The organism is Mesobacterium hydrothermale (assembly GCF_035818635.1).
GTDB classification, from domain to species: domain Bacteria; phylum Pseudomonadota; class Alphaproteobacteria; order Rhodobacterales; family Rhodobacteraceae; genus Mesobacterium_A; species Mesobacterium_A hydrothermale.
Map to the genome: position 1 here is coordinate 1 of NZ_JAYLLH010000041.1, position 20,939 is coordinate 20,939.

The window sequence follows — 20,939 nt, forward strand, 5'->3', positions numbered from 1 at the left end:
GTTTGGCGGGCAGACCCCAACGACATCATCGCCGCAAGAAATCGAGGGTTCCAAATGTTGGATTCAATCCACTAGTGTCGCGCCTGTAAGCCAGAACGGGAAAGGGCGCGACATGGAAAAATTCGGGAAAAGCCAACCGGTGAAGCGGGTTGAGGACATCCGGTTCCTGACTGGCGAAGGCCGCTATGTCGACGATGTTGCCCCCGAAAGCGCGCTGCGGGCCTTTGTCTTCCGCTCTCCGGTCGCCCATGCGACGATCACGGACCTGGATGTCAGCGATGCGCGCGACGCGCCCGGCGTGCACATGGTGGTCACCGCGCAGGACCTCGCCGATGCGGGCATCACCTATGGGCTGAAGACCACTCCGGTCACGAATACCGACGGCAGCACCGGCGCGTATCCCCGCCGCCCGGTTCTGGCCGAAGGCAAGCTGAATTTCGTCGGTGAACCGGTTGCGCTGGTGGTGGCTGACACGCTGGAACAGGCCAAGGATGCGGCCGAGTTGATCGTGCTGGACTACGACGATCTGCCCGCCCAGCTCGCGCTGGCGCCAGGCGACACCGCGATCCACGCAGAGGCCCCGGACAACCGCGCCTTCGACTGGTCGATCGGAGATAAGGCCGCGACCGACGCTGCCTTTGCCAAGGCCGCCCGCGTCGTCACTCTGGACGTGGCCGACAACCGCATCATCGTCAACGCGATGGAGCCGCGCGGATGCCACGCCAATTGGGATGGCCAGCGCCTGCACATCGCCTTTGGCGGTCAGGGTGTCTGGGGGCCCAAGGCGGAATTTGTCGATTGCTTCGGCCTTGCCCCCGAGGATGTTCAGGTCACGATCCCGGACGTGGGCGGCGGGTTCGGCATGAAAGCCTTCGTGTACCCCGAGTATTTCTCGGTCGCTTTTGCGGCCAGGGAACTGGGCCAGCCCGTGCGCTGGATCGCCGAGCGGACCGAATCCATGTTGTCGGACAACGGCGGGCGCGACCTGACGCACACCGCGTCGCTGGCGTTTGACGCCGATAACCGGATCACCGCCTACACGCTGCACAGCATCTGCAACATGGGGGCCTACAACTCGACCTTCGCGCAGCAAATCCAGACCAACCTGTTCGCCCGTGTGCTGATGGGGGTCTATGACGTGCAGACCACCTTTGCCCGGGTCGAGGGGTTTTTCACCAACACCACCCCGGTCGATGCCTATCGTGGCGCAGGCCGACCCGAGGCGATCTATCTGCTGGAACGCGTGATCGACCGTGCGGCACGCGAACTGGGCGTCGACGGGTGGGAGTTGCGGCACAAGAACTTCATTCCGGTCGCGAATTTCCCCTACAAGACCGCCACGGGCGAACTGTATGACGTCGGCGATTTCAGCCGCATCCTGAACAACGCCGCCGCCCTGTCCGACACCGCCGGGCTGGAGGCACGCAAGGCCGACAGCGCCGCGCGCGGGATGCTGCGCGGTCAGGGGCTGTGTTACTACATCGAAAGCATCCTCGGGCAGCCGTTCGAGGACGTGAAGGTTGAATTCCCCGAAGAAGGCGGCGCGTTGATCTATGTCGGCACGCAGTCGAACGGTCAGGGACATGAAACTGTCTTTGCCCAGTTCCTGGCCGATCAGACCGGCATTCCCGCCGACCAGATCACCGTGGTGCAGGGCGACAGCGACCGCATCGCGCGCGGCGGCGGCACCGGCGGTTCACGATCCGTCACTAACCAGACCAATGTCACGCTCAAGGCGGTGGCCAGCATCGTGACCGCGTTCAGCGCGTTCCTGGCCGAAGAACTGGGGATCGACCCCGGGCAGGTCAGCTTTGACGACGAAACCTTCCGCGCCGAAGGGTCGAACATGACCCCCACGATGCTGGAAGTGGCCCGGATGGCGCGCGACAAGGGCCGCGACGACTTGCTGAGTTTCAGCGAAACCGCCGAATTGCCCGGCCGCAGCTATCCCAACGGCGCCCACGTCGCCGAGGTCGAGATCGACCCGGAAACCGGCGTTGTGCGGCTGGACCGCTACAGCGTGGTCGACGATTTCGGCAACCTGATCAACCCGATGCTGGCACTTGGTCAGGTGCATGGCGGCGTGGCGCAGGGAATCGGCCAGGCGCTGTGCGAACAGGTGTCCTATGACGAGGACGGCCAGTTGCTGAGCGCGACCTTCATGGATTACGCCATGCCCCGCGCCGATCAGATCCCGATGATGACCTGCACCTTCGCCCCGGTCCCGTCGACGGCCAACCCGATGGGGATGAAGGGCTGCGGCGAGGCCGGAACCGTCGGCGCACTTGCCGCCGTCGCGAATGCGGTTCAGGATGCGCTATGGGAACGCGGAGTCCGACAAGCGGACATGCCTTTCACCCCGCATCGCGTCTGGGCGATGTTGCAGGACGAGGCCATCGCCGCAGAGTAACGAGGCACTTCCGGCATGACGCTGCGCGATACGGTTCTAGGGTGGATCCGGCGCAGCTTTACCACCGGCCAGTCGCAGCTCACCGTCCGGCGCGGGCAGCGTGATCATGTGATCATCCTGGATGGCACCATGTCCTCGCTCAAACCGGGCGAAGAAACCAACGCGGGTCTCACCTATCGCCTGCTGCAAGAGGTGCCGGGCCTGTCGCTGTTTTATGAGGCCGGAGTGCAATGGGACAGCTGGCGCAGCACACCCGATGTCATCATGGGGCGCGGCATCAACCGCCAGATCCGCCGTGCCTATGGTTTCCTCGCGTCGCGCTATCGACCCGGCGACCGGATCTTTCTGATGGGCTATTCCCGCGGCGGCTTTGCCGTGCGGTCGCTGGCCGGGATGATCGACCGCATCGGGCTGCTGCGGTCGGAAAAGGCCACCGAGCGCAATATCCGCCAGATCTATCGCCTGTATCAATTCGCCCCGGAAAGCGACACCGCCCACGCCTTTGCCAAGGGGCGTTGCCATGCAACCGCCAAGATCGAGGCGGTCTGCGTCTGGGATTCGGTCAAGGCGCTGGGGCTGCGCCTGCCGATCCTGTGGCGGTTCCACGACGACATGCACGCCTTTCACAACAGCGAACTGGGGCCCACCATCCGGCGCGGATTCCATGCGCTGGCACTGGACGAAACCCGCCGCGCTTTTGCGCCGGTGCTGTGGACCAGCCCGCCGGGCTTTTCCGGACGGGTGGAACAGATGTGGTTCAAAGGGACACACGGCGATATCGGCGGCCACATCGGTCACCTGACCGCTTCCCGCCCGTTGTCGAACATCCCGCTGGTCTGGATGCTGGAACGGTTGCACACCTGCGGCATCGCCCTGCCCCGGGATTGGCGCGACAGGTTTCCCTGCGATCCCGCAGCGCCGTCTGTCGGCACCTGGACTGGTCTGGGCAAGCTGTTCGTGCTGCGCCGCGCGCGCCGTTGGGGCGCCGATTCGTCGGAATACCTTCACCCCTCCGTCCCCGAAACCCATCCGGCGGCGCGAACCCTGACAAGGCGGAAACGTCAAGACCTTTCAATCACGACTGAGTGATTACCCTTTAAACTGTGGCCAGAATACCCATCTTGAGGTCATGGATCGCAGGTTCGGAACCCTGCGACACCTTCACTGTCCCTCGTTCCGTAACTTGGCGTCCGGAATTTACCGGGCGCCTTTTTCTTTTCGCACGCAATGCTTGACGCGGGCACGCCGCCCCTTGCGGCGGCTTCGACAGTTCGGTTAGCGTCGCGCCATGCGCTATACCGACAAGTTCCTGAGAAACATCCTGCGCCGCACCAAGGTGATTGCCATGGTCGGCGTGTCCCCCAAGTCGATCCGGCCCAGCAACTATGTCGGCCGCTATATGTCGATGAAGGGGTTTACCGTGATCCCGGTCAATCCCGGCCATGCCGGAGAGACCCTGTTCGGACAAACCGTGCGCGCCACCCTGTCAGAGATCGACGCCCCCGTGGACATGATCGACATCTTCCGCCGGTCCGAGGCCGTGCCCCCCATCGTCGACGAAGCGCTGAACGCCTTTCCCGACACGCTGAAAACCATCTGGATGCAGATCGGCGTGACCCACACCGAGGCCGCGCACAAGGCAGAACACTCCGGCGTGGACGTGGTGATGAACCGCTGCCCCAAGATCGAATACCAGCGCTTGTTCGGCGAACTCCGCATGGGCGGGTTCAACACCGGGATCATCAGTTCAAAGCTTTGACCGCCCGGACTGCCGCCTGATCCAGCGCCACAGATACCGGACCGGCCAGCGCAGCACGCTCATTCCGGCGGCCAGCACAACCAGCCCGATCCACGGCCCGTTTTCATAGACAACATAGCCCAACAGCGGGATGCCGATGGCGATCAGCACATAGGCCCGTGTCCAGTGGTTGTCGCGCGATGGCACCATGGCCAGCAGGTTCGCCGCCAACGCCCAGACAAAGGCCAGCGTCAGCGAGAACGTCATGCGGTCTGCCTTCCGGTCAGCTTCTTCCACAGGTGTGCCAGCGGGCGGCGCAGCATCGACACCACCGCTGCGACACAGGCCAGTGTGATCAACAGCCCGTGCGTCTTTGCGATCAGGTACAACAGCACCGGAACCGCGATCACCAGCGGCAGTCCGACGACGCGTTGAACCCGCATCGGCAGAAAGGCCACGCCGGTTGCGGCCAACACCCAAAGGCAGGCAAGGGTCAATGCGGTGCTCATCCCACTCCTCCGAAGGTTGCCACCAGCGCCGCAAAGGCCAGGGTCGCGCCCAGCACAGGCACGGCCATGGGCACCCGGAAAGGCGCTTGCGGCTGGATCCGTTTCTGGCCGATCAGGGCAAGGTTGACCAGCAAAAACACCAACAGGATCACAGTAGAGGTCGCTTCGGCCAGAGACACCAGCGGCAGCAGCAGCGCCGCCACGATGACCACCAAGCCCAGCAGACCCGTCGCGAGAACCGGCGTGCCAAAGCGCGGATGCGCATGGTGGAACAGGCTCAGCCAGGGTGTATCCTGCCCCAGCCCGTACAGAACCCGCGCGGCCATCACGATCTGCGCCAGGACACCGTTCAACGCCGCAAAGACGGCAATCCCGGACAGAAACCGCGCCTCTTGCCCGGTGGCCGCAGACCAGACCAGCGCCAGCGGCTTGTCCGACCCGGCAAGGTCGGCCACCGGCACCGACCGCACCGCCGCCCACGCCACCAAGGCATAAAGAACCGAGGTCACGATCAACGCGATCAGGATCGCGCGCGGCAGAGTGCGGGTGGGGTCGCGCACCTCTTCAGCCATGTTGACGATGTCCTCGAACCCGATGAAGGCGAAAAAGGCCAGCAGCGCACCCGCTGCGATCAAATTCCAGTCGGGTGCGGGCATGTCGGCCAGCACGGCGACCGGCGGCGCCGAAAACCCGGCCCAGATCACCAGACCCAGCCCGGTCAATTCGATCACGGTAAACAACGCCGCCATAGACAGGCTTTCCAGCACGCCCACACCGGCCACCAGTGTCAGGATCACCCCAAGCCCGATGATGGCGGCATGTTGCGATACCGGCAGGATCGCCCTCAGATAGCCGGCGCCACCCTGCAAAACGGCAGCGGCGGAAACCGTGCCGCCAATGACAATCGCAAGCCCGACCAGCAGCGAAAGCGCCCGCGACCCCAGCCCCGCCCGCACATAGGCCGCCTCCCCGGCAGCCTGCGGAATACGCGCGGAAAACTCGGCATAGCTGAGCGCGGTCGGCGCGGCGATCACCCCCGCGATGACAAAGGCCAGCGGCGCCCAAAGCCCGGCCTGCGCCGCCACCGCCCCGATCAGCACATAGATGCCCGCGCCGACGATGACACCCACGCCATAGGCGGCAAGCAGGGGCAATCCGATGCGGCGTTTGAGTTCGTCGGTCATGGTGCCGACGCTGCGCCATGGCACGGGATTCTGAAAGCGGAAACCGCGCCGCGCGGTGGGATTTCCCCGCAGCGCGCGGTTATGCCGTCAACCGCGCAGGCAGCCCGTTGGCCCAGGCCGAAATCGTCCCGGCCCCAAGGCACACCACCATGTCTCCCGGTCGTGCCTGTTCGCGGACCAGCCGCTCCAGGTCGTCCTCGGACAGGATGGCGCGGGCGTGGCGGTGGCCGTGGCGGATCAGCCCGGCCACAAGGTCGTCGCGCGACGCGCCGGGGATCGGGTCTTCGCCTGCGGCATAGACCTCGGCGATGGCGACCACGTCTGCCTCGTTGAAACAGGTACAGAAGTCCTCGAACAGCGACGACAGGCGGGAATAACGGTGCGGCTGGTGCACGGCGATGATGCGGCCTTCGCTGGCCTGCCGCGCAGCTTTCAGCACGGCGGCGATTTCCACCGGGTGATGGCCGTAATCGTCGATGATGGTGACACCGTCGACTTCGCCCACGCGGGTGAAGCGCCGGTTCACGCCCCCAAAGGCCGCCAGCGCCGCGCGGATGTCTTCGGGCGACATGCCAAGGTGCCGAGCCACGGCAACGGCGGACAATGCATTGGAAACATTGTGATCGCCCGGCATCGGCAGGGTGCAGCCCTCGATCACCGTGCCCTCGGCCTGCAAGGCAATGTCGAAATGCGCGACGCCTTTTTGATAGGTCAGGTTGATCGCGCGCACATCGGCCTGCGCGTTGAACCCGTAGGTGATCACCCGTCGGTCGGTGATCCGGCCCACCAGCGCCTGTACCTCGGGGTGGTCGGTGCAGCAGACGGCAACGCCATAGAACGGGATTCCCGACACGAACTGGTAAAATCCGTCGCGCAGATTTTCGATGCTGCCCCAGTGCTCCATGTGCTCGGGGTCGATATTGGTGACAATCGCGATTGTCGCGGGCAGGCGGTTGAAGGTGCCGTCGCTTTCGTCTGCCTCGACCACCATCCATTCGCCCTGCCCCATCCGCGCGTTCGAGCCATAGGCGTGGATGATGCCGCCATTGACCACGGTCGGATCGAATTTACCCGCATCCAGCAGGGTGGCGACCATCGTGGTGGTGGTGGTCTTGCCGTGGGTGCCGCCGATGGCGACGTTGGATTTCAGCCGCATCAGTTCCGCCAGCATCTCGGCCCGGCGCACCACGGGCAGGCCCCGCAGGCGGGCCTCGTCCAGTTCGGGATTGCCTGGCTTGATCGCGCTGGAAATGACGACGACGGCGGCATTCGCCAGATTGTCGGCGCGCTGGCCTTCGAAAATGGTCGCACCCATGCCAGCCAACCGGTCGGTGATCTTGCTGGCCTTCAGGTCAGAGCCCTGCACCGTGTAGCCCAGGTTCAGCAGAACTTCGGCAATGCCGGACATGCCGATGCCGCCAATGCCGACAAAATGGATGGGACCCACATCGGTGGGCAGCTTGGTGGCGCTCGCGTTCATGGTCTCGTACCGTTTGTCTTTGTTCTTGTACGTTCTGCAATCGCAGGTTTTGGTCCCGGATGGAAGTCGGTCGTGGCAGGGCTCAGCGTTCGCCACGTCCCGCCAGTTCCTCGACCAGCGCGGCCAGTTCCTCGGCCGCTTCGGGCTTGGCGACAGACAGCGCCGCCTGCGCCATGCGCAACGCGCCCTGCCCGTCGCGCAGCACGGTTTCGATCGCTTCGGACAGCGCCTCGATCGTCAGCCTGGATTCCGGCATGCGGATTGCGGCCCCGGCCTCGACCAGTGCGCGGGCGTTGGCGGTCTGCTCGTCCCGGATCGCGGCGGCATAGGGGATCAGGATCGACGGACGCCCGATCACCGACAGGTCCGCCACCGATGACGCACCAGAGCGCGAAATCACCAGCTGCGCCTCGGCCATGCGTTCGGGAACATCGTTAAAGAACGGCTGCACCTCGGCCCGGATGCCGTTTTCGTCATAGTAGCGCGTCACCCGCTCTTCGTCCTCGCCCCGGGCCTGATGGCTGATCCGCAAGAACCCCAGCAGGTCCATGGGCAAGGCGGCAATAGCCGGCGGCACGATATCGGACAGGATGCGAGCCCCCTGGCTGCCGCCGATCACGAGGATCGACATCGGGTAATCGCCGGGAACGATATAGCCTGCGCCGGCCCGGTCGCGGACCGCCTGGCGCACCGGGTTGCCGGTGTGGATGCCCTCGACGCCATCGGGCAGTTCCGTCGGCCAGGTGCCGCAGGCGACCTTGTCGACCCTTCTGGCGAACAGCGCGTTCACCCGCCCCAGCACGCCGTTCTGTTCATGGATCATCCGCGGACGGCGCAGGATCCATGCGGCCCCCAACGCCGGGATCGACGGGTAGCCGCCAAAGCCCACGACAACGTCGGGTTTGTCGCGCAACATGCCCCAGACCGCGCCGATCACCCCGCCCAGCACCCGCAGCGGCACAAGCGCCTTGGCCAGCACCCCGCCGCGCGCGAAGGTGGCCGAGGACACCTGCTCGATCTCTGTCGCATCGGGAAAGCCGCCGGTATAGCGGGCACCGCGCGCATCGGTCGACAGTTTTACCCGCCACCCCTTGCGCAGCATCAGTTCAGCCAGCGCCTGGGCCGGGAACATATGCCCGCCCGTGCCGCCCGCCGCGATCACCAGAAGCGGTCGCGAGAACCGTTCCGCCATGAGCCACCTTCCTTTAGCCTGCCCGGGGCCGCCCGATCCTCGGACGCCATGGGATGGCATCCGGTGCGCCTATCGGCGCGCGCGGCCTCTCAGAATGTCGCCTATCTCGCCCTGCGGGCGGGTCCTTGTAAAGGCCAAGAGCATACCAACTGCAATCCCCCCGGCGATAAGCGACGATCCGCCATAGCTGACAAAGGGCAACGTCATGCCCTTGGCAGGCAAAAGTCGCACCGCGACCCCCATGTTGATCATTGCCTGCACCCCGAACATGCAGGCCAACCCGGTGCCCGCCAGCCGGGTGAACGGGTCCCGTTCACGGGTCAGCCGATAGAGCGAGCGCACCACGATGCCGCAATAGAGCGCGATGATGAACATCACCAGAAGCAGGCCGTATTCCTCGGCCGCGACGGCAATGATGAAATCGGTATGGGCATCGGGCAGCGACCATTTCACCTGCCCCTCGCCGACACCGACGCCAAAGAACCCGCCGCCGCGAATGGCGTTGGTGGCATAGCCGATCTGTGTCGTCGGGTCGATTTCCGGGTTCAGGAACCCGTCGATCCGGCGCGCGAAGTGTTCGGAATTGTTGTAGGCGACGCTGCCGCCCAACACCACCAGCCCTGCCAGAACCGCCAGCAGCAACAGCGGCGCGCCAGCGACAAAATACATCACGCCCCAGCCGAACAGGATCAGCGCGGCCTGCCCGAAGTCGGGCTGCATCACAAGGATCAGCACGATCATGACGGTCAGCAGGAACGACCAAAGCCGCCCCGGCGGGCCGTTCAGATCCTGTGCCGCGGCCATCAGCCAGGCGGCGACGATCACGAAAGCCGGTTTGAGGAATTCAGACGGTTGGACGCTGGCAAAGCCAAGGCTGTACCAGCGCACAGCGCCCTTGCCGAAGTCCGTGCCAAGGAACGGCAGGCCAAGCAGCGCGATGAATGCCCCAATGAAGGCCAGCACCGCCAGCCGCCGCACCAGCAGGGGCGACATCATCGACGTCACCACCATCGCCACCAGCGCCGCGCCGCCGAAAACCGCCTGCCGGGTGACATAATGAAAGGCGTCGTGCCCGTTGCGTTCGGCCAGCGGCGGCGACGCCGCAAGGCCCAGCAGAATGCCGATCCCGAACAGAATCAGGACACACGACAACGTCCATTTGTCCAGCGTGCGCCACCACTTGGGGAGAATCGGTTCACCCGCCGTCACCGCGGCGGTGCCGTATACCATTTCCGTCATGGGAAACCTGCTTTTCTGCCTCGACCGCCCGGTTTGCCCGGGTCATGCGCAAGATGATAGCGAATCGCGAATCATCGGGCCAGTGAAAAACCGGCCCTTCGGCAAGAAGTGATCCGCAGCGCGGACTGGTCGCCTATCCGGCCTGCCAGACCGCCGACACCTCGGCCCGGATGATCCGGGCGATCAGCGCGCAATCGTCCAGGCTGAAAGTCAGCGGCAGGCGCATGTCCAGCAGCCCCGCCAGCACCCGGTCGGATTTTGGCATCTGCTCCGACGGGGCATAACGCCAGCTGTCATAGCGCGAGGTGAAGCCCACCGGTTCCGCAGCCCCGAACCATTTCAGCTCGACTCCGCGGGCGGCGCAGCGCGCGACGACGTCCTGCACCTTGGCCCCGGCCCAGTCCAGCAACAGAAACTGGATCGACGATCCGACATAGCGTTCCTGCGCCGGCCGTTCGACCACGGTCAGCCCGGGCGTGTTGCGCAGCCCCGCTTCGACGGTGCGATAGCGGTCGTTCCAGCGGTCGATCTGCGCTTCGATATCGCGCAATTGCGGCCGCAGGATCGCGGCGCGCAGGTTGTCCATCCGGCCCGAGATATTGGGCGTTTCGTACTTGATCCGGGCGAATGCCTCTGGCCCCGGCGCGGCAAGGTGGCGGTCGAACAGCATGTAACTGCCCGACAGCATCACCGCACGCGCGGCAACCATCTCGTCGTCGGTGACCAAAAGCCCGCCTTCGCCGGAATTCATGTGCTTGTAGGTCTGGGTGGAATAGCACCCCACCGCCCCGTGCCGCCCTGACGGCACGCCGTTCCAGGATGCCCCCATGGTATGGGCGCAATCCTCGATCACGGTGATGCCCGCCGCGTCGCAGATCGCCATCAGCCGGTCCATGTCGCACAGGTGCCCGCGCATGTGCGACAGCATCAGCACCCGCGCCTGTCCGGCCTTGGCCGCAAGATCGTCCAGGTCGATCACCAGGTCCTCGGTCACGCCGACGAAGACCGGCACCGCCCCGACCGCCGCAATGGAGCCCGGCACCGGCGCCAGCGTGAAGGCGTTTGTCAGTACGGCATCGCCCGGCTGAACCCCCACCGCCCGCAGCGCCGTGGCCAGAGCATATCCGCCCGACGCCACCGACAGGCAGTACCGCGCACCGGTATAGGCCGCGAATTCCTGCTCCAGCAAAGCAGCCTCGCCAATCTCACCCGGGACGGTGTTGTAGCGGTGCAGGCGCCCGCCCTGCAACACGGCAAGGGCGGCGGCGATCCCTGCCTCGGGGATCGGTTCCTGCTGGGTGAAAGTACCTGTGAAACGCTCTGTCATGGTTCCTTCCTGCAACCGGCCGCAGCGCCCGTCAACCAAAGTTCACGTCAGGATCCGCCCAACCAAGGCGGGCAGTTCATAAAAATGGTCGATCGTGGCGTCAGGGTTCAAATCGTGAACCGACGGACCCGGCCCGAAGGTGACCAGAACACACGGTACACCCACCGCCAGCGCAGTCTTGCGGTCGGTTTCGGTGTCACCGATCAGGCAACTGCGCGCGACGCTGCCCCCCGCCTGTTCGACCGACGCGACATAAGGCGCCGGGTCGGGTTTGCGCGTGGACAGCGTGTCCGCGCCGATCAGCGACGCAAAGGCCCCGCGCACACCCAGTTTCTGCAAAAGGTCCTCGGCCAGCGCCTCGGGCTTGTTGGTGCAGATGCCCACCGCCACGCCATCGGCGCGCAAGGCCTCGACCGCATCCATCGCGCCTGCATACAGCCTGGTGTGCAGGTCCAGCGCCCGGCGATAGGCCAACAGCAGTTCGGGGTACCACCGCTCTACCAACTCGGCGGAATATTGCCCCTCGCGGGTCAGGCCAAGGGTCAGCATTGCCTTGCCCCCACGCAACGCCGTACCCGCGTCTGCCACTGGGTTCAGCCGCGTGGCCGCCCCCATTGCCGCAAAACAGTGGTTCGCGGCGGCGATCAGGTCGCCGCTGGTGTCTGCCAAAGTTCCGTCCAAATCGAAAATTACACAGCGCGTCACGCCCGGTCTCCTGTCACATTCGGCAATCCAACGTGAACCCTGCCACCTTGCCCTTATGAACCCTTCGGATAAAACGGGCGCGGCCAAATAACAAAGAGAAACCTTATGAGCATTGCCCTGATCGTTCTTGCCGCCGGAAAAGGCACCCGGATGGAAAGCGACCTGCCAAAGGTGCTGCACAAGATCGCCGGCGCCCCGATGCTGCACCACGCACTGCAATCCGGCATGGTGCTTGCCCCGGAACGGACGGTTGTGGTGGCCGGCCACGGGGCCGACCTTGTCACCGCCGCCGCGCAGGATTTTGACGAGACCGCGCAGGTCGTGCTGCAAACCGAACAGCTGGGCACCGCCCATGCGGTGGCACAAGCCCGCGACGCGCTGGCCGATTTCGAGGGCGATGCAATCGTGCTCTACGGCGACACGCCGTTCATCCGCCCCGAAACGCTCGAGGCGATGCAGGTGGCGCGCGCCCGGCACGACGTGGTCGTGCTGGGGTTCGAAGCCGCCGACCCGGGCCGCTATGGCCGGTTGATGATGGCAGGCGAAACGCTGGAAAAGATCGTCGAATTCAAAGATGCGTCTGATCAAGAGCGTGCCATAACACTTTGCAATTCCGGCGTTGTTTCAGCAGACGCACAAGTGCTGTTCAACCTGATCGAGGCGGTCGGCAACGACAACGCCAGCGGCGAATACTACCTGACCGACATTGTTGCCATCGCCCGTGCGCGCGGCCTGTCGGCCACCGCTGTCACCTGTGACGAAGCCGAAACGCTGGGCATCAATTCGCGCGCGGAACTGGCCGCGGCAGAGGCCGCGTTCCAGTCTCGCGCCCGGGCCGAGATGCTGGACGCCGGCGTCACCATGCAGGCGCCCGACACGGTGTTCCTGTGCTACGACACGGTCATTGGCCGCGACGCGGAAATCGAACCCAACGTGGTCTTCGGCCCCGGTGTCACCATCGAAAGCGGCGCCCGCATTCGCGCGTTCAGCCATCTGGAAGGCTGTCATGTCAGTCGCGGCGCCATCGTCGGCCCCTATGCCCGGCTGCGCCCGGGTGCCGAACTGGCCGAAGACGTGCATGTCGGCAACTTCGTCGAGATCAAGAACGCGCTTCTGGGCGAAGGCGTCAAGGCCAACCACCTGACCTATATCGGCGATGCCGAGATCGGCAAGCGCACCAACGTCGGCGCAGGCACGATCACCTGCAATTACGACGGTGTGTTCAAGCACCGGACCGAGATCGGCGAACAGGCCTTCATCGGGTCGAACACCATGCTGGTGGCGCCTGTCCGGGTCGGCCACAAGGCCATGACCGGCAGCGGCGCGGTGATCACCAGGGACGTGCCCGACGGCGCGCTGGCACTGGCCCGGGCCGAGCAGGTGAACAAACCCGGCCTGGCGGTCAAATTGTTCGATATGTTAAAGGCAAGAAAGGCCAAGCTTCAGAAAGGGGCGAAATAATGTGTGGTATTGTCGGGGTACTGGGCACCCACGAAGTCGCCCCTATCCTGGTCGAGGCGCTGCGCCGGCTGGAATATCGCGGCTATGACAGCGCCGGGATCGCCACCGTCAACAACGGTGTTCTGGATCGTCGCCGCGCCGTCGGCAAGCTGGTGAACCTGTCGGATCTGCTGGTGCACGATCCCCTGCCCGGCAAGTCCGGCATCGGCCACACCCGCTGGGCCACGCATGGCGCGCCCTCGACCGTGAACGCCCACCCGCACCGGGCGGGTCCCGTTGCCGTCGTGCACAATGGGATCATCGAGAACTACCGCGAGCTGCGCGAGGAACTGAGCCGCAAGGGCTATGAATTCTCGACCGAGACCGACACCGAAACGGTCGCCCACCTGACCCATTTCTACCTGAACGAAGGGCTAAGCCCGACCGAGGCCGCCTTTGCCACGCTCGACCGGCTTGAGGGCGCTTTTGCGCTGGTGTTCCTGTTCGATGGCGAAAGCGATCTGATGATCGGCGCCCGCAAGGGCAGCCCGCTGGCTGTGGGGCATGGCGATGGCGAGATGTATCTGGGCTCTGACGCCATTGCGCTGGCCCCGTTGACCGACCGCGTCACCTATCTTGACGAAGGCGACCGGGTGATCCTGACCCGCAGCAGTGTCGAGATCCGCGATGCCGACGGTCGCCTTGCCAACCGTCCGATGAAGACGATCCAGATGTCGGCGACCCGCGTCGACAAGGCCGGCTACAAGCATTTCATGGCCAAGGAAATTGCCGAACAGCCCAGCGTTCTGGCCGATGCGATCAACAGCTATCTCGACGCTGACGGCCAGATCACCCTGCCCGGCGACGGGCTGGATTTCACCAAGGTCGACCGACTGTCGATGGTCGCCTGCGGCACCGCGTTCTATGCCTGCCTGACCGCGAAGTACTGGTTCGAACAGCTTGCACGCCTTCCGGTCGAGGTCGATATCGCCAGCGAATTCCGCTACCGCGAACCTCCGATCACACCGCGCACCGTGGCGCTTTTCGTCAGCCAGTCGGGTGAAACCGCCGACACGCTGGCCGCCCTGCGCTATTGCCGCGACAAGGCCGACAAGATCGTGTCGGTGGTCAACGTCCCCGAAAGCTCGATTGCACGGGAAAGCGACCTGCCCCTGCCGATCCACGCCGGGATCGAGGTTGGCGTGGCATCGACCAAGGCCTTCACCTGTCAGTTGAACACCCTGTTCCTGCTGGCGCTGAAAGCCGCACAGGACCGCGGCGTGATGAGCGCAGAGGCCGTCACCGCGCTTGTCGAAAAACTGCGCGGGCTGCCTGGGATCTTCAACATCGCGCTGGAACGCGACGCGATCCTGCAAGACGCCGCGCGCCATCTGTCGGAATCCCGCGATGTGCTGTTTCTGGGCCGCGGTCTGATGTTCCCCCTGGCTCTCGAAGGTGCTCTTAAACTAAAGGAAATCAGTTATATACATGCCGAAGCTTATGCATCAGGCGAACTTAAACACGGCCCCATTGCGCTGATCGACAAGACCGTCCCGGTGGTCGTCATGGCCCCCCGCGACAGCCTGTTCGATAAGACTGTCTCGAACATGCAAGAGGTCATGGCCCGGGGCGGCAAGGTGCTTCTGATCACCGATGCAACCGGCGCGGCCGAGGCCGGCAACGACGTCTGGCGCACCGTCATCCTGCCCGAGGTCGACCCAATCCTGTCGCCCCTGCTCTATGCCCTGCCGGCGCAGCTTCTGGCCTATCACGCCGCCGTCGCCAAGGGCACGGACGTGGACCAGCCGCGCAACCTTGCGAAATCCGTGACGGTGGAGTGACCCATGGCCAAGCGGTTCGACAAGCTGGGCGAGGATCACATCGCCTTTATCAACGCGCAGCACATCTATTTCACCGGCAGCGCCGCCCCCACGGGCCGGGTCAATGTTTCGCCCAAGGGGATGGACAGCCTGCGCGTGCTGGGCCCGAACCGCATCCTGTGGTTGAACCTGACCGGGTCCGGCAACGAAACCGCCGGGCACCTGGCCCAAGACCCGCGCATGACCCTGATGTGGTGCAGCTTCACCACGCGGCCACTGATCCTGCGCGCCTATGGCACCGCCCGCGCGGTCCATCGCAACGCCCCGGACTGGGCCGGGTTGGTCGCCCCCTTCGGCGACCCGCTGGGCGCCCGGCAGGTCTATGTCATGACCGTCGATCTGGTGCAGACCTCATGCGGCTATGCCGTGCCGTTCATGGACCATGCCGGCGACCGCGACACGCTGGTGACATGGACCAGGGACAAGGGCGAAGACGGCCTGCGCGCCTATTGGGCCAGCACCAACAGCGAAACACTGGATGGCAAGCCCACCGGCATCGGGGCGAATCTGGAATGACCCTGGACGAGGCGCTGGCAGAGCTGCGCGCGGCGGCAGAGCCTGGCCGGGCCGAACAGATGGCCGCCTATCACAAGCTCGACCGCCCCTACCTCGGCGTGCCCAACCCCGCCACCAACGACATCACCACCGCCTGGCGCCACAGCTTGTCCGTGCCCGACCGCGTCACGCTTGCCCGCGACCTCTGGTCGACGAACATCTTCGAGGCGCGTCTGGCCGCCGCCAAATTGCTGACCCAGGCCCGTATCCGCCCCGATGGCGCGGTTTGGGACCTGATCCAGTCCTGGGTGCCCGATTTCGACAGCTGGGCCATCGCCGATCACGCCTGCATGGCGGGGCAACGGCGCCTGAGTGCCGATCCTTCACGGCTCGACACCGTCGAAACCTGGACCACCAGCCCGCAGATGTGGACCCGCCGCGCTGCTCTGGTCATCACCTTGCCCTGGACCAAGTCGAACCACCCCAGCGCCGCAGAATCCGCCGCCCGCGACCGCATCCTCGGCTGGGCAGCCGCCTATGTCGACGACCCGGACTGGTTCATCCAGAAAGCGGTGGCTTGGTGGCTGCGCGACCTGTCGAAACACGATCCCGACCGCGCGCGCGCTTTCCTAGAGGCTGAGGGGCAGAACCTGAAACCCTTTGCCCGCCGCGAAGCATCAAGATACCTCTGATACGACCACTGTCTTTGGTTTTCCAAATACCTCGGGGGTATGGGGGCAGCGCCCCCACGTGCGGCCCAGCCGCACGCAAGGCGTGCGCAGCACGCCCCGGTCGGATCGCGTCAGCGATCCGAAACCGCTCATTCGACCAGCGTCACGTCCACTTCCGGCAACCCGGTCAGAGGCGCCCCGATCAGCCGCATCGCCGCCAGCGAAAGCCGGCTGCCAGCGGTTGCCGGCCCGTCGATCGGGATCAGGTCGACCTGCGCGCTGCCCCCGGTCGCGGGAAAGCGCACCACCCCTTTGCCCGGGCGCGATACCAGCGGCGTTTCCAGCCAGAATCCCGGCCGCGCCGGATCACCAAGCGAAGCGATCGTGCGTCCCAGCGCCTTTTCCCCGCCAGCCTCCACCGGAGCCGCTGCCGCGGCGGCGCGTTCCGCGGCACTGGTGGTGTCGAAATCTTCGACCGTGCGGGCGGTCTTTGCGGGCCTGGGCGCCGCTTGCAGCCCCTCCGGACGCGCCACGGGCCGCACCGCGGTGGCCACGACACCGGCTTGCGAGGCGCGTGGCTTCAACAGCGCCGTGTTTCCACAGGCCGCAATGGCCAGCATGGGCAGGATCAGGATCAACCGTTTCATATCCTCACCCTAGACCCACCGCTACGCCTGGGCAATCGCGGTTCCGCTTGCCTGAGCGGGCCGCCGCCACTACATAAGCGCCATGACCACACCGCTCATCGACCCTTTCCAGCGCCCGATCAACTATCTTCGGGTCTCCGTCACCGACCGCTGCGATTTTCGCTGCGTCTATTGCATGTCGGAAAACATGACCTTCCTGCCCAAGCGTGAATTGTTGACGCTGGAAGAACTGGATCGGCTGTGTTCGGCCTTTGTGGGGATGGGCGTGGAAAAGCTGCGCATCACCGGCGGTGAGCCGCTGGTGCGGCGCGAAATCCTGACCTTTTTCCGCGCGATGACGCGGCATCTCGAGTCCGGGGCGCTGAAGGAACTGACGCTGACCACCAATGGCTCGCAACTGGAAAAATACGCGGCCGACCTGTGGGCGGCCGGTGTGCGGCGGGTGAACGTTTCTGCCGATACGCTGGACGCGGCGAAGTTCGCCGACATCACCCGCTGGGGCCGCCTGCCCCAGGTGCTGCGTGGGATCGACGCGGCGCAGAAGGTGGGCATGCGGGTCAAGCTGAACGCCGTCGCGCTGAAGGGCTTCAACGAGGACGAACTGTTTTCGATGACCGAATGGTGCGCCGAGCGCGGCATGGACCTGACCTGGATCGAGGTCATGCCGATGGGCGACATCGGCAACGAGGACCGGCTGGACCAGTATTGGCCGCTGAAGGACCTGCGCGCGCGGCTGGCGGAAAACTACACGCTGACCGATCTTGCGGAACGCACCGGTGGCCCGGCGCGCTATGTCCGGATCGAAGAGACCGGGCAGAAGATCGGCTTCATCACGCCGCTGACCCATAATTTCTGCGAAAGCTGCAACCGCGTGCGTCTGACCTGCACCGGCGAGTTGTTCATGTGCCTGGGCCAGGAAGACAATGCCGACCTGCGCGCGCCGCTGCGCGCCCACCCAGACAGCGATATCCCGCTGGAAGAGGCGATCCGCGCCGCGATTTCCCGGAAGCCCAAGGGGCATGATTTCGACTACTCGCGCCAGAGCGTGGATGGGCGGGTCTCGCGACACATGAGTCACACGGGCGGGTGACCGTCGGCTGACGACGCGATTTTTCTACGAAAAATCGGCAGGGGGCGCTGCCCCCTCTTGGCCTTTGGCCAATTCACCCCTGGGATATTTTGCGCCAGAAGAAGCTCAGGGCCGTGGTTTGCCGTAAAGGTCCTCGGCGCGGAAATCGACTCCGCGTTCGGCAAGCCAGGCGGTGAAATGCGCGGTCTTGGCTTCCAGCGAACAGGTGCCGGTCAGGCATGTCGGATCGGCCGAATAGGCCGCGCGCAGGGCAAGCTTGCGGTCTTCGTCGAGGTCGGGCCAGCGGGTCATGGGAGCCGTTTCCATGGCCTCAGCCCCAGGCGTCGCCAAGATCGGCGCGGGTGCGGTCGATCCAATGGTCTTTCAGCCAGTCACACGATTTCGCGTGACGGATGAACGAGCCGTTGTAACCTTCAACCGCATCAGGCATTTTCGGGCGTCCATGAAAACAGACCACGCGCGCATCATCCGGCAGATGCGGGCGCCGGAGCCAGTTCATCGGGAACGGGTTGCAGTCGTACTTGAACGACACGACCCAATCATTTGGGATATATTCGAAAACGCCACGATCCATCGCCTTGTGCGAGGTGTAGCGCTGTTCCGATCCGCGGGCGGTTTCGACCTCTTGGTACGGGTTGGCGGCGAGGTCTTCGTAGAGAAATCCGTGCAGCGCCGGGTCAAAGCGGAAGACCGAGCCATGGCCGGTCGGGCGGCCCTTGCGCGCCTCGGTCCAGTCGTGGCGCATCGCGATCTTGCCGGGGGCCATCCGCCAGATTTGGGTCAGGTCGCCGGTGATCACCACGTCAAGGTCGAAGCCCAGAACGGGCCCGTCGAGATCGGGTACGAGACCGGGACGGAACAGCGAGACCTTGCGCATCGCCCCCTGCCGGTTGGCCACCGCCAGCGCGGCATTCATCGGTTCGGCAAAGGGTTCCACCGGCAAGGGAAGGATTTCTACATCGGGATGGATGCCATCGGCATGTTCCGTCATGCAGAAGAACCGGACCGGCGCGTCGATGTTGCGGCGCACCCCGGAATACAGCCGGTTCACATATTCCGGGCCAAACAGGGTGCCCCATTTGATACAGATGATGTTGGCGACCTTCATGGCGTGCTCCGATAGGCGACTGCCCTGCCCTTAGCGCGGAAAATGGGCAGATACCAGTGCACAGTCCATTTGCAACCGCCGAGAGATTGTGCAGATGCAGAAAGTGGGATATAGGAAAATAGCGCTAACATGCGCATTGAGGACACTTGCAGGAGACATTCGATGACCGCTGCCGCAATCCCCGAATCCCACATCGCAGAAGCGGCCTTCTTCCTCTGGCTTGAGGAAGGCCAGCCTGAAGGCCGCGCCGAAGAGCATTGGCTGCGCGCCAGGCAATCGCTGGAAACCCCGGCCGCCGCACCGAAGCCCCGTGCCCGCCGCACCGCCGCGAAGGCCCCTGACGCGAAGGCGGCAGCGCCGAAAAAGGCTGCTGCGTCCAAGGCCAAGGCCCCGGTCAAAGCTGCGGCCAAGACTGCGGCCAAAACTGCGGCCAAAACTGCGACCAAGCCACGTGCCAGAAAAGCCGCCGCGGCCGAATAAGCCGCGGCTGAGCCAGGCACCGATCAGGCGGCGGGCATCCGCCGCTCGACAATTTCCGCCCACCAGCTGCACCCGGCGGGGATCGCTTCATCGTTGAAGTTGTATTCCGGGTGGTGCACCGATGCGGTGTCGCCGTTGCCGACAAGAATATAAGCGCCCGGGCGCTCTTCCAGCATGAAGGCGAAATCTTCGCCGCCCATGACCATTGGAGCCTCTTCGCAGTTGCCGGACACCGCGGTGGCCACCTCGGCGGCAAATTCCGTTTGCGCGTCGGAGTTCACCATCACCGGGTAACCGCGGTAATATCTGACATCCGCAGTGCCACCGAATGTTCCCGAGATCCCCGCGCAGATCGCCTTGATCCGCTGTTCGGCCAGGTCGCGCATCGCGGCCGACATGGTGCGCACGGTGCCCTTGATATGGACCCGCTGCGGGATCACGTTGAACGCTTTGGACGAGGTTTCGAACGAGGTCACCGAGACCACAAGCTGGTCCACCGGGTCCGCATTGCGGCTGGCGATGGTTTGCAGCGTGGTGACCGCCGTGGCCGCCATCACCGTCGTGTCGATATTGTCATGCGGTTTGGCGGCATGGCCGCCCTTGCCTTCGAAGAACACCTCGAACTGGTCGGTGGCGGCGAAGAACGCGCCGGGACGGATGGCGAAGCTGCCCACCGGGCGGCCGGGCCAGTTGTGCATGCCATAGACTTCCTGGATGTTCCAGCGATCCATCATGCCGTCGTCGCACATTTCCTTGCCGCCGCCGCCGCCTTCTTCGGCAGGCTGGAAGATCACCACGACGGTCCCATCGAAATTGCGGGTCTCCGACAGGTACTTCGCCGCCCCCAGCAACATGGCGGTGTGGCCGTCATGGCCGCAGGCATGCATCGCGCCGTCGGTTTTCGAGGCATAGTCGAGCCCGGTCTGTTCATGGATCGGCAGCGCGTCCATATCGGCACGCAGGCCGATCACCTTGCCCGACGTGTCGGACTTGCCCTTGATGACACCGACAACACCGGTGCGGCCGATGCCTGTCACGACCTCGTCACAGCCGAAGGCTTTGAGCTTTTCCGCGACGACGCCGGCGGTGCGGTGGGTTTCGAAGAGGATCTCGGGGTGTTCGTGGAAATCCCGTCGCCAGGCGGTGATTTCATCCTGAAGTTCGGCAAAACGGTTCTTGACCGGCATGGTGTTTCGTCCTTGCGCATGTTCTTGAGATGGCGGCGATGGTGGCGCAAGGCGGCGGGGGGTGCAAGGGGGCGGGGGGTGGGGGGGGGGGGGGGGGGGGGGGGGGGGGGGGGGGGGGGGGGGGGGGGGGGGGGGGGGGGGGGGGGGGGGGGGGGGG

21 protein-coding genes are annotated in these 20,939 nt (G+C 64.9%); 9 read left to right on the forward strand and 12 right to left on the reverse strand.

The window, feature by feature from the left end; all coding sequences use genetic code 11:
* Positions 1–112: 112 nt before the first annotated feature.
* The 3 genes from VK792_RS18000 to VK792_RS18010 all read left to right on the forward strand — a co-directional run bounded on the left by VK792_RS18000 (position 113) and on the right by VK792_RS18010 (position 4,169).
* Positions 113–2,410, forward strand: a complete 2,298-nt coding sequence (locus VK792_RS18000; RefSeq protein ID WP_326299258.1) for a xanthine dehydrogenase family protein molybdopterin-binding subunit — start codon at positions 113–115, stop codon at positions 2,408–2,410.
* 15 nt (positions 2,411–2,425) lie between these two features.
* The gene (locus VK792_RS18005; RefSeq protein ID WP_326299259.1) at positions 2,426–3,499 is read left to right on the forward strand and encodes a T6SS phospholipase effector Tle1-like catalytic domain-containing protein; all 1,074 of its coding nucleotides are present in this window, start codon (positions 2,426–2,428) and stop codon (positions 3,497–3,499) included.
* A 199-nt stretch (positions 3,500–3,698) separates the two neighbouring features.
* Positions 3,699–4,169 (forward strand): CoA-binding protein, encoded by a 471-nt coding sequence (locus VK792_RS18010; protein WP_326299260.1) that lies wholly within the window; start codon positions 3,699–3,701, stop codon positions 4,167–4,169.
* On the opposite strand, the gene VK792_RS18015 is transcribed toward VK792_RS18010, so the two are convergent.
* The 8 genes from VK792_RS18015 to VK792_RS18050 all read right to left on the reverse strand — a co-directional run bounded on the left by VK792_RS18015 (position 4,158) and on the right by VK792_RS18050 (position 11,784).
* Positions 4,158–4,415 (reverse strand): DUF2484 family protein, encoded by a 258-nt coding sequence (locus VK792_RS18015; RefSeq protein ID WP_326299261.1) that lies wholly within the window; start codon positions 4,413–4,415, stop codon positions 4,158–4,160. The two genes, VK792_RS18010 and VK792_RS18015, sit on opposite strands and share 12 nt — an antisense overlap.
* Positions 4,412–4,657, reverse strand: coding sequence for a DUF2484 family protein (locus VK792_RS18020; protein WP_326299262.1), 246 nt, complete (start codon positions 4,655–4,657; stop codon positions 4,412–4,414). The genes VK792_RS18015 and VK792_RS18020 overlap by 4 nt, the downstream gene beginning before the upstream one ends.
* Positions 4,654–5,841 carry an APC family permease gene (locus tag VK792_RS18025; protein WP_326299263.1) on the reverse strand — a complete coding sequence of 396 codons (1,188 nt, stop codon included), beginning with the start codon at positions 5,839–5,841 and terminating at the stop codon, positions 4,654–4,656. The genes VK792_RS18020 and VK792_RS18025 overlap by 4 nt, the downstream gene beginning before the upstream one ends.
* Positions 5,842–5,920: 79 nt before the next feature.
* Positions 5,921–7,321, reverse strand: a complete 1,401-nt coding sequence (murC, locus tag VK792_RS18030; RefSeq protein WP_326299264.1) for a UDP-N-acetylmuramate--L-alanine ligase — start codon at positions 7,319–7,321, stop codon at positions 5,921–5,923.
* Between the two features lie 82 nt (positions 7,322–7,403).
* Positions 7,404–8,513: a UDP-N-acetylglucosamine--N-acetylmuramyl-(pentapeptide) pyrophosphoryl-undecaprenol N-acetylglucosamine transferase gene (locus VK792_RS18035; RefSeq protein WP_326299265.1), complete on the reverse strand. Its 1,110-nt coding sequence runs from the start codon at positions 8,511–8,513 to the stop codon at positions 7,404–7,406.
* A 69-nt stretch (positions 8,514–8,582) separates the two neighbouring features.
* Positions 8,583–9,752 carry a putative lipid II flippase FtsW gene (gene ftsW, locus VK792_RS18040; RefSeq protein ID WP_326299266.1) on the reverse strand — a complete coding sequence of 390 codons (1,170 nt, stop codon included), beginning with the start codon at positions 9,750–9,752 and terminating at the stop codon, positions 8,583–8,585.
* 133 nt (positions 9,753–9,885) lie between these two features.
* Positions 9,886–11,079 carry a DegT/DnrJ/EryC1/StrS family aminotransferase gene (locus VK792_RS18045; RefSeq protein WP_326299267.1) on the reverse strand — a complete coding sequence of 398 codons (1,194 nt, stop codon included), beginning with the start codon at positions 11,077–11,079 and terminating at the stop codon, positions 9,886–9,888.
* A 42-nt stretch (positions 11,080–11,121) separates the two neighbouring features.
* Positions 11,122–11,784: an HAD-IA family hydrolase gene (locus tag VK792_RS18050; RefSeq protein WP_326299268.1), complete on the reverse strand. Its 663-nt coding sequence runs from the start codon at positions 11,782–11,784 to the stop codon at positions 11,122–11,124.
* A 105-nt stretch (positions 11,785–11,889) separates the two neighbouring features.
* On the opposite strand from VK792_RS18050, the gene glmU reads away from it, so the two are divergent.
* Genes glmU through VK792_RS18070 form a run of 4 tightly spaced genes read left to right on the forward strand, consistent with a single transcriptional unit; the run spans position 11,890 to position 16,291 of the window.
* A complete protein-coding gene (gene glmU, locus VK792_RS18055) occupies positions 11,890–13,245 on the forward strand; it encodes a bifunctional UDP-N-acetylglucosamine diphosphorylase/glucosamine-1-phosphate N-acetyltransferase GlmU (protein ID WP_326299269.1) in 1,356 nt (451 codons plus the stop codon).
* Positions 13,245–15,065 carry a glutamine--fructose-6-phosphate transaminase (isomerizing) gene (gene glmS / locus VK792_RS18060; protein WP_326299270.1) on the forward strand — a complete coding sequence of 607 codons (1,821 nt, stop codon included), beginning with the start codon at positions 13,245–13,247 and terminating at the stop codon, positions 15,063–15,065. The genes glmU and glmS overlap by 1 nt, the downstream gene beginning before the upstream one ends.
* 3 nt (positions 15,066–15,068) lie before the next feature.
* Positions 15,069–15,620 (forward strand): pyridoxamine 5'-phosphate oxidase family protein, encoded by a 552-nt coding sequence (locus tag VK792_RS18065; RefSeq protein WP_326299271.1) that lies wholly within the window; start codon positions 15,069–15,071, stop codon positions 15,618–15,620.
* Positions 15,617–16,291 (forward strand): DNA alkylation repair protein, encoded by a 675-nt coding sequence (locus VK792_RS18070; RefSeq protein WP_326299272.1) that lies wholly within the window; start codon positions 15,617–15,619, stop codon positions 16,289–16,291. Before VK792_RS18065 ends, VK792_RS18070 begins: the two co-directional genes overlap by 4 nt.
* 128 nt (positions 16,292–16,419) lie before the next feature.
* Here the strand turns inward: VK792_RS18070 and VK792_RS18075 are convergent, their stop codons facing one another.
* A complete protein-coding gene (locus VK792_RS18075; RefSeq protein WP_326299273.1) occupies positions 16,420–16,917 on the reverse strand; it encodes a hypothetical protein in 498 nt (165 codons plus the stop codon).
* An 82-nt stretch (positions 16,918–16,999) separates the two neighbouring features.
* Between VK792_RS18075 and moaA the strand changes: the two genes are divergently transcribed.
* Positions 17,000–18,007, forward strand: a complete 1,008-nt coding sequence (gene moaA, locus VK792_RS18080; protein ID WP_326299274.1) for a GTP 3',8-cyclase MoaA — start codon at positions 17,000–17,002, stop codon at positions 18,005–18,007.
* Positions 18,008–18,112: 105 nt separating this feature from the next.
* Here moaA and VK792_RS18085 read toward each other — a convergent pair whose 3' ends face one another.
* Positions 18,113–18,298 carry a hypothetical protein gene (locus tag VK792_RS18085; protein ID WP_326299275.1) on the reverse strand — a complete coding sequence of 62 codons (186 nt, stop codon included), beginning with the start codon at positions 18,296–18,298 and terminating at the stop codon, positions 18,113–18,115.
* 19 nt (positions 18,299–18,317) lie between these two features.
* Positions 18,318–19,115: a glycosyl transferase gene (locus VK792_RS18090; protein ID WP_326299276.1), complete on the reverse strand. Its 798-nt coding sequence runs from the start codon at positions 19,113–19,115 to the stop codon at positions 18,318–18,320.
* A 162-nt stretch (positions 19,116–19,277) separates the two neighbouring features.
* On the opposite strand from VK792_RS18090, the gene VK792_RS18095 reads away from it, so the two are divergent.
* The gene (locus VK792_RS18095) at positions 19,278–19,595 is read left to right on the forward strand and encodes a DUF2934 domain-containing protein (RefSeq protein ID WP_326299277.1); all 318 of its coding nucleotides are present in this window, start codon (positions 19,278–19,280) and stop codon (positions 19,593–19,595) included.
* Between the two features lie 23 nt (positions 19,596–19,618).
* On the opposite strand, the gene VK792_RS18100 is transcribed toward VK792_RS18095, so the two are convergent.
* On the reverse strand, positions 19,619–20,782 hold the full coding sequence (locus VK792_RS18100; protein WP_326299278.1) for a M20 aminoacylase family protein: 1,164 nt from the start codon (positions 20,780–20,782) through the stop codon (positions 19,619–19,621).
* Between the last annotated feature and the right edge of the window lie 157 nt (positions 20,783–20,939).